15 protein-coding genes are annotated in these 14187 nt (G+C 45.4%); 13 read left to right on the top strand and 2 right to left on the bottom strand.

From position 1 onward, the window contains the following. Positions 1-395 precede the first annotated feature (395 nt). The 4 genes from AC5JBY_RS03585 to AC5JBY_RS03570 all read left to right on the top strand — a co-directional run bounded on the left by AC5JBY_RS03585 (position 396) and on the right by AC5JBY_RS03570 (position 4307). The gene (locus AC5JBY_RS03585) at positions 396-842 is read left to right on the top strand and encodes a hypothetical protein (protein WP_495903181.1); all 447 of its coding nucleotides are present in this window, start codon (positions 396-398) and stop codon (positions 840-842) included. A 176-nt stretch (positions 843-1018) separates the two neighbouring features. Continuing rightward, positions 1019-1411, top strand: a complete 393-nt coding sequence (locus AC5JBY_RS03580) for a hypothetical protein (protein WP_495903180.1) — start codon at positions 1019-1021, stop codon at positions 1409-1411. 202 nt (positions 1412-1613) lie between these two features. Continuing rightward, positions 1614-1832, top strand: coding sequence for a hypothetical protein (locus AC5JBY_RS03575; protein ID WP_495903179.1), 219 nt, complete (start codon positions 1614-1616; stop codon positions 1830-1832). 57 nt (positions 1833-1889) lie between these two features. Next, a complete protein-coding gene (locus AC5JBY_RS03570) occupies positions 1890-4307 on the top strand; it encodes a zinc-dependent metalloprotease (protein WP_495903178.1) in 2418 nt (805 codons plus the stop codon). Here AC5JBY_RS03570 and murA read toward each other — a convergent pair whose 3' ends face one another. Together murA and AC5JBY_RS03560 are read right to left on the bottom strand one after the other, a co-directional pair. Further along, entirely contained in the window at positions 4308-5612 is a 1305-nt protein-coding gene (murA, locus tag AC5JBY_RS03565; RefSeq protein ID WP_495903177.1) for a UDP-N-acetylglucosamine 1-carboxyvinyltransferase, read from the bottom strand. Between the two features lie 105 nt (positions 5613-5717). Next, positions 5718-6452, bottom strand: a complete 735-nt coding sequence (locus AC5JBY_RS03560) for a DUF4290 domain-containing protein (protein ID WP_495903176.1) — start codon at positions 6450-6452, stop codon at positions 5718-5720. Positions 6453-6662: 210 nt separating this feature from the next. Here AC5JBY_RS03560 and gldC point away from each other — a divergent pair, with 210 nt between their 5' ends. The 9 genes from gldC (at position 6663) to uppS (ending at position 14105) form a co-directional block, all read left to right on the top strand. Next, complete coding sequence (gene gldC / locus AC5JBY_RS03555) at positions 6663-7010, top strand: gliding motility protein GldC (RefSeq protein WP_495903175.1); 348 nt, start codon at positions 6663-6665, stop codon at positions 7008-7010. Between the two features lie 10 nt (positions 7011-7020). Further along, complete coding sequence (locus tag AC5JBY_RS03550; RefSeq protein WP_495903174.1) at positions 7021-7473, top strand: GatB/YqeY domain-containing protein; 453 nt, start codon at positions 7021-7023, stop codon at positions 7471-7473. Then, positions 7473-8012: a CvpA family protein gene (locus AC5JBY_RS03545; protein ID WP_495903173.1), complete on the top strand. Its 540-nt coding sequence runs from the start codon at positions 7473-7475 to the stop codon at positions 8010-8012. The genes AC5JBY_RS03550 and AC5JBY_RS03545 overlap by 1 nt, the downstream gene beginning before the upstream one ends. Before the next feature lie 154 nt (positions 8013-8166). Beyond that, a complete protein-coding gene (locus AC5JBY_RS03540) occupies positions 8167-8943 on the top strand; it encodes an alpha/beta fold hydrolase (RefSeq protein ID WP_495903172.1) in 777 nt (258 codons plus the stop codon). 158 nt (positions 8944-9101) lie between these two features. Then, positions 9102-9761 (top strand): CBS domain-containing protein, encoded by a 660-nt coding sequence (locus tag AC5JBY_RS03535; RefSeq protein WP_495903171.1) that lies wholly within the window; start codon positions 9102-9104, stop codon positions 9759-9761. Positions 9762-9838: 77 nt separating this feature from the next. Next, the gene (locus tag AC5JBY_RS03530) at positions 9839-11278 is read left to right on the top strand and encodes a POTRA domain-containing protein (RefSeq protein ID WP_495903170.1); all 1440 of its coding nucleotides are present in this window, start codon (positions 9839-9841) and stop codon (positions 11276-11278) included. Between the two features lie 91 nt (positions 11279-11369). Further along, complete coding sequence (locus AC5JBY_RS03525; protein WP_495903169.1) at positions 11370-12248, top strand: NAD kinase; 879 nt, start codon at positions 11370-11372, stop codon at positions 12246-12248. Between the two features lie 70 nt (positions 12249-12318). After that, a complete protein-coding gene (porG, locus tag AC5JBY_RS03520; RefSeq protein ID WP_495903168.1) occupies positions 12319-13185 on the top strand; it encodes a type IX secretion system protein PorG in 867 nt (288 codons plus the stop codon). A 158-nt stretch (positions 13186-13343) separates the two neighbouring features. Continuing rightward, positions 13344-14105: an undecaprenyl pyrophosphate synthase gene (gene uppS, locus AC5JBY_RS03515; protein ID WP_495903167.1), complete on the top strand. Its 762-nt coding sequence runs from the start codon at positions 13344-13346 to the stop codon at positions 14103-14105. Positions 14106-14187: the final 82 nt, after the last annotated feature.

Below are 14187 nucleotides of genomic sequence, written 5' to 3'. Positions count from 1 at the left end.
GGGTGTATCATCTGTTCGGTTATGATACAGTTAGTTAGTATGTTATTGAATATCAGTAAGCTGAACAATGATCGGCTGAAACCCTGTGCCAGCCTCACTTTTGCCGCTCATAAACATTCTATAGGCATAAATACGCATTTCAGTAAGCAAACAATACCGTTCACTCAAAGAACACTTGCACAGGAAAAAATCCTTACTAACTTTGCGGCGCAATCTGGTACTAAAGCTCGAAGCTTTCAAATAAAGAGCAATTGTTAAAGAAAGTATAAGAGTAAAAAAAGTTCACAAAGATTGTAACATTTACAAAGAAGTGACGTCTGATATAGTGTGATGCATCAAGAACAAGGCAACACTTCAAAAAACAAATAGCCATAAAAGCAAAAAAAACATTTAAAATGAAAAAGAGTATTTTAACCTGGGTATTGTTGCTGACTGTAAGTATCAGTAGCACATTTGCCAACAACAAAATTGAAAACGTAAACGAAACAGTAATCAGTTCTTTTAAGAAAGACTTCGCTTCTGCACAGGATGTTACCTGGGAGAAGTCAAAAGAAGTTTCTAAAGCAACCTTCAAACTGAACGATCAGGTGATGTTTGCTTACTACGCAGAAGATGGTAACCTGCTGGCGGTGATCAGAAACATTGTTTCTACACAACTGCCCATCAACCTTCTGAGCGACCTGAAGAAGAACTACGGTAGTTTTTGGATCAGTGACCTCTTCGAGATGGCATCTGACAATTCTACTTCTTATTATGTAACCCTCCAGAGCGGTGATCAGACAGTGGTGTTGAAATCTTATAGCTCTACAGGTTGGGAAACCTTTAAGAAAGAAAAGAAATAACAATAAGGATCTGATTTGTTGTAATTGAAAACGTCCCGCCAATCGGCGGGACGTTTTGTTTATTATATACTACGCGTTACATAATGTTTACTGCACTTCACTCAAAGTTGCTTTACACACGTACATGCACCTGCTACCTTCGCACCGAATTATTAATCATTTAATCTTATTTAACAATGAAATTTTTAAAGATTGCGTGTGTGACGTTGGTGATGTTTCTGGTATTTGCCTGTTCAAAAAGTAATGACAAACCTGCTGCTGCCAGCATAGAAGGAATATGGTCAGGGAAATACGGCACAGGTGATAACAAACCCTCTTCATTTTACAGCTTCAATATTAAGAGTAATGGAGTGATCGAAGAACTGGATGCTAATGGTGCAGTTAAAGGAACAGGTACGTGGAAGTTAGAGAACAAAATTCTGTCAGCCACCTACAAATACACATCGCCATCCACCAGTAAATTTTCTGTACTTGGTGCATTCAATGCAGAGCAAGGAAAAATACTGGGCAACTGGGGATATGGAACAAGTGTAACAGATGGCGGTACCTGGGAAATGACAAAGAACTAATAAGCAGCCTATAGCCATAAAGAACGTGTTTTTTTACAGGGTCGTTGGAAGGTTCAATCCGTCTTCGTTCAGAAGGCGGATTTTTTTTTTACTCGCTCGCCTCTGGCGAGTGAGCCTATTCTGTAGCCTCTGGCTACACCTAATTTCTACTCACTTGTCCATTTCCGCTTTTGAGCGTACTTTTGTGGTCAGCTTCAGAACTATGAAAAAGCGCCACCTGATATTACCGCTAATAATAATATTGCTGATCTGCGTCGTAGATGCCTCAGCACAATGCTCCATCTGTACAAAAACAGCAGCCCAGCTGGGCGAACGACCCGCTAAAGCCCTCAATACAGGCATTGTTTACCTTGCTTTTACACCCCTGGCCATTATGGGCTACTTAGGATACCGCTGGTGGAAAAGTAACCGCATAGCCTAAGCAGCACGCCGTTACAGCTTGTCATTTTCTTATCTTGTTGAACCAAAACAAGCTGCAATGAAATATACCTGGCTATCCTGCCTGCTTTTACTGTCCCTATTTACCACAGCACAGAAGCTCCCCACGGTTGAAGAAAAGACCAACGGGTTGAAGAAATACCCCGGCTACCTCGACTTTTACTGGGACGAGAACCTGGGCAAGATCTGGCTCGACATCAATAAGCTGGATTCGGAGATGATCTACGTTACGTCATTGCCTGCCGGATTGGGCTCCAATGATGTTGGCCTCGACAGAGGGCTGCTGGATGCCACCCGCATCGTTAAGTTTTCCAAAGTAGGGCGCAAGGTGCTGATGATTGTCCCCAACTATGATTACCGGGCCGTTACCAATGATGTGGCAGAGCGCCGGGCAGTAGAACAGTCTTTTGCACAATCAGCTATCTGGGGATTTACAGTAGAAGCTGAAAGCAATGGGCACGTATTGGTAGATGCTACCGATTTTGTGCTGCGCGATGCTATCAGAGCTGCCAGTCGGTTGAAAGGCGCAAGACAAGGGAACTATACATTAGATAAGAACAGGTCAGCCATTTATCTGCCCCGCACCAAAAACTTTCCCAATAATACAGAGATAGAAGCAACCATCACACTCGTGAAAAATGATGGAGAAACAGGCCCCTTCGTTGGAGCAGTTACACCTTCGCCGGATGCTGTTACTTTACGGATGCACCATTCTTTTGTGCAGCTTCCGGATAATGATTACCAACCAAGGTTGTTTGATGCACGTTCAGGTTACTTCGGCGTTTCATTCTTTGATTACAGCACCCCGGTATCATCGCCCATACAACAATACTATATCTGTCGCCACCGGTTGAAAAAGAAAGACCCGACAGCAGCCATCAGCGATCCGGTAAAACCAATTATTTATTACCTCGACAACGGCACACCGGAACCCATTCGCAGCGCTTTGCTGGAAGGCGCTTCCTGGTGGAACCAGGCATTTGAAGCAGCCGGCTATCGCAATGCATTCCAGGTAAAACTGCTGCCCGATAGCGCCGATCCGATGGATGTACGATACAATGTAGTGAACTGGGTACACCGTGCTACCCGTGGTTGGTCATATGGTAATACCGTTACCGACCCGCGCACTGGAGAGATCATCAAAGGACATGTGACACTTGGCTCGTTACGTGTAAGGCAGGATTACCTGATTGCACAGGGATTGCTGGCTCCCTATGAAAACGGTGTTCCTGTCGACGATAAAATGCTGAAAATGGCGTTGACTAGGCTGAAGCAATTATCGGCGCATGAAATAGGCCACACATTGGGATTGATGCATAACTATGCATCCAGTGTAAGCGATCGCGCCAGCGTAATGGATTATCCGCATCCGGTGGTTAAGCTAACAGCTGCAGGAGAAATAGATCTTACCAATGCCTACGATCAAAAGATAGGAGCATGGGATAAAGCAGCTATCACCTTCGGTTACCAGGATTTCCCACAGGGAACAGATGTCAATAAAGGACTGGACAATATATTGCGTGAAGCAGCGCAAAAAGGATTGCAATACATTGCCGACCGCGATGCACGCGCTGCAGGTGGCCTGCACCCGCAAGCACACTTGTGGGATAATGGCGCTGATGCAGTGACCGAATTGAAAGAAGTAATGAAAGTAAGAGCCAAAGCATTGGCACAGTTTGGAGAAAACAGCATTCGTGCTGGACAACCAATGGCGATGCTCGAAGATGTACTGGTGCCGGTATACCTGTTTCATCGCTACCAGGCAGAAGCCGTCACAAAAGTAGTAGGCGGTATGTATTACACCTATGCACTCCGTGGCGATGGACAAACCGTTACAAGACCGGTAACAAAAGCAGAACAACAGAAAGCCCTCAATGCACTGATCGATTGTCTGGATCCCAAATTTCTACGCATACCCGACAACATCGTTAAGCTGATACCGCCTCGCCCGGCAGGATACAACTTTAACCGGGAGTTATTTAAAAAGAGGACAGGTCTTGCCTTTGACGCGCTTGCCCCGGCAGAAACAGCGGCCGACCTTCCCTTGTCATTTCTATTCAATACCGAAAGGCTCAACCGTATGGTACAATACGAAGCGCAGCAGGGAGGATTAGGCGTTGCTGAAATGATCAATACTTTGATCAGTAAAACGTGGAAAGCACCACATAGCAGCGGCATCGAAAAGCTGATCCAACTGCAAACAGAACAAGTATTGCTAACCTATCTGTTGGCAGTATCGATAGATGATAACGCATCCTTTCAAACCAAAGCGATTGCTCAAAAGGCACTCAGTGAATTGAAGACATATATAGAAGCGCAACAAAAGATCAGCAAAAATGCAGACTACACAGCACACCTGATCTATTCGATCGAACGAATGAAGGCCCCGGAAAAAGCCAAGCCAACCATACACAAAGAGATACCACCCGGCGCTCCCATCGGCTGCGACGTGGAATAATTAGACTCTTTTTATATCGGCGCCAAGTTTGCGTAAGCGTTCATCAATGTTTTGATAGCCACGATCGATCTGTTCGATATTTTGAATCGTGCTGCGTCCATCTGCGCTCAAAGCTGCGATCAGCAACGATACACCTGCCCGGATATCAGGACTGCTCATGGTAATGCCACGCAGATTCTGTTCACGCCCCAGGCCGATAACAGCAGCGCGGTGCGGGTCGCAAAGAATAATACGTGCACCCATGTCGATGAGCTTATCTACGAAGAACAGACGGCTTTCAAACATCTTCTGATGGATCAACACACTACCCTTGGCTTGCGTAGCCACCACCAGCACAATACTGATGAGGTCGGGCGTAAAGCCTGGCCAGGGATGATCGTAAATCGTGAGTACAGAGCCATCGAGGAAAGTTTGAATTTCATACATGTCCTGCGCAGGAACATGAATATCGTCACCCACGAAATTCATCTGGATACCCAGCTGTTTGAACTTCTCAGGAATAACACCGAGGTTGTCGAGACTTACATTCTTGATGGTAATATCGCTCTGCGTCATGGCTGCGAGGCCAATGAACGAACCGATCTCGATCATATCGGGCAACATACGGTGATCTGTGCCACCTAAGTAATCAACCCCTTCAATCACCAGCAGGTTACTGCCGATGCCGCTGATCTTAGCGCCCATACGGGTCAGCATCTTACAAAGCTGCTGCAGGTAAGGCTCGCAGGCGGCATTATAAATAGTAGTCGTGCCTTTGGCCATTACAGCGGCCATTACAATATTAGCGGTACCGGTTACAGAAGGTTCATCAAGTAATAAATAAGCTCCTTTCAGGTTAGGCGCTTCCAGGTGAAAAAAGCCATCACCCGATTCATAATTGAAAGAGGCGCCGAGTTTTTCAAAGCCGATGATATGCGTATCCAGTCTGCGACGGCCGATCTTGTCACCGCCCGGTCTGGGAATAAAAGCTTTGCGGAAGCGCGCCAGCAATGGGCCGGCCAACATCACAGAGCCGCGGAGACGCCCGCTTTTCTTTTTATAATCCTCACTGCGCAGGTAGTCGATATTCACGTTGTCGGCCTGGAAAATACAGGTGTCACGCTGAGGCCGCTCGATCTTCACGTTCATTTCGCCCAGCAGCTCGATCAACAGATTTACATCGAGGATGTCCGGAATATTGGTGATGGTAACCTTTTCAGGAGTTAACAATACTGCACTAATAATTTGCAGCGCTTCATTTTTAGCGCCCTGAGGAATGATCTCGCCCTGTAGTTTTTTACCGCCGGTGACTTCAAAAGAAAGCATAGGTTGGCTGGAAGTTGAAAGGTGATTGAATTAAAGGAGTGCAAAATAAAAAAAAGTTGACCAGCCCGCTGGTCAACTTTTCAATAAATCAGTTATTGGAATAAATTACTTATACCGTTTCTTGAACTTGTTGTTACCGCCGCGATCACCGCCTCTGTCCCGGTCATTGCGGTCATTCCTGTCGTTACGGCCACCGCCGCCGCCACCGCGATTCTGGTGTTGGAACTTCTGGTTGCGCTTATTGCGATAATCGCCATAGCCACCACCGCCTCTGCCATCACGCTCACGGCCTTCATTAGGACGGTGCTGACGAACATAGGGTGTATTGGTGAATGTCAACTGGCCATCGGTCAGGTTGCTCAATTCACCTTGTATAGCATCATCATGCACAGTTTCCTTGTGCCAGTTGTTATAGGCCAGCTTCATGTAATAAGCTACCGCATTGGCAAATCCCTGGCGCTTGTCAGGATTCTCTTCCTTCAGTGCCTTGTTGATCACCAGCTCCAGGTTTTTACCCAGGTGGCTGAATTTGGGATAGCGCTTCGGATAAGGAAGCGGCTTAGGTCTTGCCTTCAGTGTTTCGCGTGTAGGAATGGGATAAGGAGATTCTACATCCAGCTTAAAGTCTGAGATGAGGAACAAGTGATCCCATAATTTATGACGGAAGTCTTCTACGTTCTTCAGGTGTGGGTTCAGGAACCCCATCAATTCGATCACCGCATAAGCATTACGCTGGCGGGCTTCCCGGTCTTCCAAACTCAACAGATATTCAATCATCTTCTGAATATGGCGGCCATACTCCCGGTAGATCAAATGATTACGGGTCGTATTATATTCCATTTCCCCAAATGTTTTTACCATCTTACAAAAGTAGCAAAGTAAGTTTACAAAAAGAAAAGGCCTTTTTAAGCATTAAACCTGATTTAACAAGGGCTTATAAAACCAGTAGAATGGGGTAGAAGAGGCCGCTGGCAGTCTTTTGTTCGGCAAAAAGCATTATTCGACGTATTTTTGCCTTCCTATTCACAAAAAATTGATACTCAATAGAACATGAAAAAATCCACTATAACGATCGATGTAGCACTCGACGAAAAGAATGTCCCCGAGTCAATTAGTTGGAGCGCTACAGCCAGTACAGCCGATACTGCACGTGCAGCCAAAGCCCTGATGCTTTCCTTCTGGGATGGCAACGATAAAGCAGCCCTCCGTATGGATCTCTGGACCAAACAAATGATGGTGGATGAAATGGCTGATTTTTATTACCAGACCCTGATGACTATGGCCGATTCATTCGACCGGGCTACCCACCAGGAAGAACTGGTAAATGATATCAGGGTATTTGCTAAAAACTTCTACACCAAGTTCCAGGAAATCCAATTAAAGGAAAATAAGGCATAAAATAAGCGTTATGGCATTAGAACAACTAATCACAACAGAGCTCAAGACAGCCATGCTGGCCAAAGATGAAAAAGCATTGCGTAGCCTCCGGGCTATTAAAGCCGCGATACTGCTGGCTAAAACATCTGAAGGCGCCGGCGGTGAGTTGAAAGAAGAAGATGAGATCAAGCTGTTGCAAAAGCTGGTAAAACAACGCAAAGACTCCCTCGAAATATTCCAACAACAAAACCGCGCCGACCTGGCACAAAAAGAGCAGGAAGAAATTGAGGTAATAGAAAAATTTCTGCCCAAACAATTAAGCCCGGAAGAACTGAAGGCCCTCCTCGTAAAGATCGTTGCTGAAGTAGGTGCCACTTCACCGGCAGATATGGGTAAAGTGATGGGCGCGGCCACCAAGCAACTGGCTGGTAAAGCCGATGGGAAAGCCATCAGTGCGGCGGTAAAGGAATTGCTGGCAAAATAATGGTGATTGATATAATTTTTTGCATTTTACTCCTGATGGCTGTCGTCAAAGGATGGCGGCGGGGACTTGTCGTTGCAATATTCTCAGTCATAGCTTTAGTGGTGGGTCTGGCTGCGGCCATGAAACTGTCCACAGTAGTGGCTGCCTGGTTGAAAGATTCTACCAGCATATCTGTACAATGGTTGCCTTTTCTTTCATTTGCCATCGTGCTGATAGGTGTTATACTGCTCATTCGTTGGGGAGCTAACCTGATTGAGGCATCTTTGGAAGTAACATTGATGGGTTGGGTAAACCGTCTGGGGGGAATGGTGTTATATATATTAATATACACACTCGCCTTTAGCGTGTTGTTGTTTTATGCGTCACAACTAAAGCTGTTGAATGAAGAGGCAATTGCTCAGTCGGTTACCTATTCTAAAATACAGCCACTGGGCCCGATGGTTATAAATACATTTGGCAGGCTTGTTCCATGGTTTAAAGATATGTTCACAGAACTGGAAGGCTTTTTTACTCAAATTGCACAACAGGCCCCACAATAAAATAGTTATTTTGAGAGAGGGCAAATGGGCCTGTAAAACGCAAAATAATCAGTAGTTTACAGCAAAAATTGCATCGCTAAAAGCCGGGGATGTGATATTTGAGGTAAAACGTTTATTTTAGCGATTAATTGACTGAATTGAACCGATTTAACAGATGAATTACGAGATCAAACAAGTGGATAAGTTCAAATTTATTGAAGAAGGTGAGGGAGAACCGTTGATTTTGTTACACGGTTTGTTCGGCGCACTGGGCAACTTCAATGATTTGATCAAATATTTCAGGGATCATTACAAAGTAGTGGTGCCCATGCTTCCTTTACTTGATCTTGATCTGCTCCATACTTCAGTAGGCGGATTGCAAAAATATGTACACCGCTTTCTTGAGTTCCGCGATTATAAGAATGTACACCTGCTGGGCAACTCACTGGGCGGCCACGTTGGTTTATTATATGTATTAAAACACCCAGAGCGGATCAAATCGCTGATTTTAACCGGCAGTTCCGGCTTATTTGAGAATGGAATGGGTGACACATATCCCAAAAGAGGGGATTATGAATATATTAAAAAGAAAGCAGAAGTAACCTTTTACGACCCCCAAACCGCCACCAAAGAAATAGTGGATGAGGTATACGAAACGGTGAATAACCGCCTCAAAGCTATTAAAGTGATTGCCCTGGCGAAAAGCGCCATCCGGAATAATTTAGGCGAAGAACTCAATCAGATCAAGCAACCTACGTTATTAATATGGGGCAACAATGATGCAGTAACACCTCCATTCGTTGCGCGGGAGTTTCAGAAGCTGATCCCCAACAGCGAATTGCACTTTATCGACAAGTGCGGTCATGCCCCCATGATGGAAGTACCGGATGAATTCAACCGGATACTTCATAAATTTTTGACAAAATTAAATGAGCCGGCAGCGGTAGCCTGATTTTTATCGTCTATATAAGTACACCCATTGTTCCGAAAGGGTAACCACCAATAACGACTGCTCGCATAGAGGGCAGCAAGTATTTGCCTTTTGACAAAGTTTGTCTGGCAGCCCATCGTTTTCATCAAAAAAATATTTACAGGTAAAACCCTGAATCAGTGCTAAACAAAGAACTAATATCTGCGACTATCCCTACACTGAATCTTAAAGATTCGGTGTACCAGGCCCTTGAGCTGATGTCAGAGTTCCATGTAATGCAACTGGCTGTAGTAGCCGATGAAAAGTACCTGGGACTTGTTTCAGAAGACGACCTGATGAATATGGATGAAAACCTGACACTGCAGGCGGTAGAATCCCACTTCTCCAAGGCAGCAGTGCGGTCGGGCGCCTATTTTATGGAAGCCGTGCAATTGGTCAATGATCACAACTTATCCATCATACCCGTAGTAGAACCGGAAAGCGTTTTTGCCGGTGTTATTACAGCAACCGATCTGCTGAAACAGCTGGGTAAAGTTACCGGCGCCAGCGAGCCCGGCGGCATCATTGTGCTGGAAATGGAACAACGTAGCTTCTCCTTTTCCGAGATCAGTAAGCTCGTCGAAACCAACGATGCACAAATTACCCAGCTCAATACCTACTGGGACGGCAATAACGGATCATTCCTGGTTACCCTCAAAATCAACAAGTTCGAGATCTCCGATATTATATCTACCTTCCAGCGCTATGAATACCAGGTAAAGTATTATTTTGGCGAAGAGCTATATGAAAACGAGTTACGCAGCAACTATGATCATTTGATGAATTACCTCAGTATTTAAGGCCAATAGCCGGATTCTGCTATCTTCGTTTCAAGTCATCCATCACTAAAAACTGATACCTGCAACAGTTTGCCTGCATGCGGATACCAAAGAAATATTATACAGTAGCGATCCTGTTGCTGGGAAGTCTGCTGCTGCAGGCCCAGCCCACAACACCAGATTCTACAACGGTTGCTGCACCAGTTTCCGCAATACAGGCCCCCCAGCCAGCTCCATTCGTCGTAGGCATCATTTACATTGAAGGAAACAAGCGCACCAAATCTTATATCATTAAAAGAGAATTGCCTTTTAATACAGGCGATTCAATCTATCTCCCCGACCTGGTGAAAGGGTTTGAGATCGGGCGCCAGCAATTGTTCAATACAGGATTATTCAATGAGGTGATAGTTGCGCTGAAAGCATTCCGTGGGTACGAAGTAGATATCATCATCCAGGTAAAAGAGCGCTGGTACCTTTTTCCTCTTCCTTACCTGAAACCGGTAGACCGTAATCTCTCCGAATGGGCACGGCAGGGATATGGATTAGACAGGATCAACTATGGCCTTAAGTTCACCCAATATAATTTTTCAGGTCGGAATGATAAACTGAGATTTTATCTCATTTCAGGTTATACAAAACAGCTACAATTCCAGTACGATCAGCCTTATGCCGATAAAACCCTGCGACATGGCTTTGGCGTTGGCTTTTCTTATTCATTCAACAGAGAAGTCAACTACGCTACTGTCAATAACCAACAAATGTTTATCGATTCCCTCACAGATGGCATCAGCCGTTGGGAAGGGAAAATAGAATATTCATACCGTCCGGGCTTGCGTACATTTCATGCGGTCCGTTTATCGGTCTTTAAACAACGTGTGGATAGCCAGCTGATTGAACTGAACCCAAAATACTTTGTGGATCGCAGCATTTCAGTTACGTATCCTGAGTTGGCCTACAATATGAAGTATGTGAATGTGGATTATGTACATTTCCCATTGACAGGCTGGGTAGTTGAGGCCGGTATTCTGAAGCGGGGCATCAATAAGGATATGAACATGTGGCAGATCAATGCCAAAGCCAACAAAGGCTGGCAGGTCGCTAAAAAAACATATTATGCTTTGCAGGCGGCGGGCGTGTTGCGGGTTCCCTTTGATCAGCCCTACATCAATCACCGCATGTTTGGTTATGGCGATATGTTCCTGCGTGGATTGGAAAGATATGTGATAGATGGTGTTGCTGCAGCTATGGCCCGTAGTTCCCTGCGGCACGAATTGTTCCGGTTCAATATCAGGCCACCCATGATCAAATCACGTACACACGACAGAATTCCTTTTCGCATCTACGCCCGTACATTTGGTGATATGGGGTATGCATATAATAAAAACTTCAGGGATAACTCCCTTACCAATCGTATGCTATACACCGGTGGGTTTGGCGTGGACATTGTTACATTTTATGATTTCATATTACGCTTTGATTATAGCTTCAACCAATTAGGAGAAAACGGGCTATTTTTGCACGTCAAAAACGATTTCTGATTGTTGCCCGATCATTCCCTTATCCAATATCCCAAAGTCCCATATCCTGTATTTTTGCTGAATTGTATATTCTGTATTCTTGAATTTTATTATGAAAGTAGCCATCTACAGCCGGGTAATCGATTACGATCAGAAAGGAGAAGTCCAACAATTGTTCGATGAACTGGGCAAAGAAAATATAGAGCTCGTTATATACGAACCCTTCTTTGAGACCATCCGGTCCTCTTTTAGGTTTCCCGATAAGATCTCCATTTTCAAAGACTCGAACGACCTTACGTCTGCTATAGACTTCCTGATCAGCCTGGGCGGTGATGGCACCCTGCTGGATACCGTAACCCTGGTGCGAAGTAAAAATATTCCCGTATTGGGCATCAATTTCGGCCGGTTGGGTTTCCTGGCGAGTATTGGCCGCACTGAACTTTCCACAGCCGTACAATCTCTGGTAAAACGTACCATCGTCATCGACAAGCGGTCGCTTATACACCTTGACGCGAACAAGCCACTTTTTGGTGACGTGCCTTATGGTCTCAATGAATTTGCTATTCACAAGACGGATACCTCCCCGATGATCAAGATCCACACTTATCTCAATGGAGAGTTTCTGAATACCTATTGGGCTGATGGTGTGATCGTTGCAACGCCTACGGGTTCAACGGGGTATTCCTTGAGCTGTAATGGTCCGGTAGTGTTCCCCGAATCGGCCAGCTTTGTGATCACCCCTGTCGCTCCCCACAACCTGAATGTTCGTCCAATTGTGGTGGGTGACGACAACATTATTTCGTTTGAAGTAGAAGGCAGGACCGATCATTTTATCTGTGCCCTCGATTCCCGCAAGGAAATTGTGGACAAAAAAGTGCAGTTGGCCGTTCAGCGTGAGGCCTTTACACTAAGCCTTGTAAGATTAAATGAAAACAACTTTTTACAAACCCTTCGTAATAAGCTCTCCTGGGGCCTTGACACCCGGAATTAACATTTCATACAGAAAGAAAAAGCCCCTGGCGTACGTTAAACTCAAATACTTTAATCATTATATTGCGGGTATGAACAAACTGGCTGTTGTTATATTGTTGCTCCTGGGTGTGTCATCAGTAGTTCCAGCTACTGCTCAATATGAGGCTATACGGCAAGAGGGTGAATTTGGTATTTCAGCCGGCGCTGCACACTATTTTGGAGACCTCAATACGAGGGCTCAGCTCAACCGCCCCAAGCTGGCTGTTGGCGCTTTTTTCCGCAAACAATTCGGTAATTATATCGGCTTACGGGTAGGCGCTCATTTCGCCCAACTCGGCTATTCCGATGTATACAATAAGAGCAATGCTTACCAGCGCAGCAGAAACCTGAGTTTCAATAGTAATATTTTTGAGCTGGCGCTGCAGGGAGACTTCAACTTCTTCAAGTTTGTTCCCGGCGATCCCGCTTATGCTTTTACTCCCTATGTTACGCTGGGTGTAGGCGTATTCAGCTATGACCCCTATGCTTATCTCAATGGCCAGAAAATATTTCTGCGTCCGCTAGGCACTGAAGGACAGGGCCTTAACATCCCGGGATTTGAAGACCGGAAGCCCTATAACACCATGGCTTTCTGTATACCACTGGGAGCCGGTATCAAATATGCGCTCACAGATAAGATGAATATAGGCTTTGAAGTAGCTTACCGGTTTACGATGACTGATTACCTGGATGATGTGAGCAAGACCTATGTAGGCATCGATAATTTTCCGCTGATGCCCGATGGTTCTTATTCTCAGGCAGCCCTGCTGCAGGACAGGTCATATGAAACCGCCCCTGAGCGAATCGGTAATCCGGGCGTTCAGCGTGGATTCGCCAAGCAAAAAGACCAGTATGTGTTTGCAGAGGTTACCCTTTCTTTCAACCTGACCTCCTACCGCTGTCCAACCGCCAATTAAACAGAATTGTCTGCAAAATATTCAAAACCGGCTCCGAAAGGCCGGTTTTGTGCTTTTCAGGGGCCTGGGAGCGGACCTTATTGCAATATTAAAAAACCTCAAAAGTAGCTTCCCACCTATTCTTTTCGTAACTTCGTGCCCTTCAAAAAAATGAGGTAATGCAGAGCCTTAAGGAGCAAATTAACCTGCAACGACTGCCACATCATATAGCCATCATTATGGATGGCAATGGGCGTTGGGCGCAGGAAAAGGGCCAGGATCGTTTATATGGCCATTTCCATGGTGTGGAAAGTGTGCGCAATATCGTAGAAGGTTGCGCAGAGTTGGGTGTGGGATACCTTACGCTCTATGCCTTCTCGACTGAAAACTGGGACCGTCCGGAATATGAAGTGTCCGGCCTCATGGAACTCCTGGTGGATACCATCCGCAAAGAGACAGAGACGCTTAACAAGAATAACATCAAGCTGCATGTTATTGGCGACATGAAGATGTTGCCGGAATACGCTCAAAAGGAGCTGAAAGAATCGTTGGATATTACCGGTAACAACACGGGGCTCAACCTTATCATGGCCCTTAGCTACAGCAGCCGTTGGGAGTTGGTGCAGGCTGTAAAGCACATTGCGGAAGATGTAAAAGCCGGAAAGATCGATCCGGAGACCATCGGACAAGAAACCTTACAAAAATACCTTACCACCAGTAATTTCCCTGATCCGGAGCTCATGATCCGTACCAGTGGAGAGTACCGCATCAGCAACTTCCTGCTTTACCAGTTGGCCTATGCGGAGCTGTATTTCACCAATGTACGCTGGCCGGATTTCCGTAAAGAAAACCTTTATGAGGCTATTCTTGATTTCCAGAGCAGGGAAAGACGCTTTGGAAAAACGGGCGACCAGATCCAACAGGAAGCCGTAAGTCAGTAGCCCGCATTATAAATCCCGATAAATAGTTTGAAACCCATCTCCGTTTTAACAACACTTTTAAGTTAATCTTAAGTAAATCCCT

The organism is Paraflavitalea sp. (genome assembly GCF_059502485.1).
Note: the sequence above shows the minus strand (reverse complement) of the source record. Positions and strands in the feature narration are given on the sequence as shown.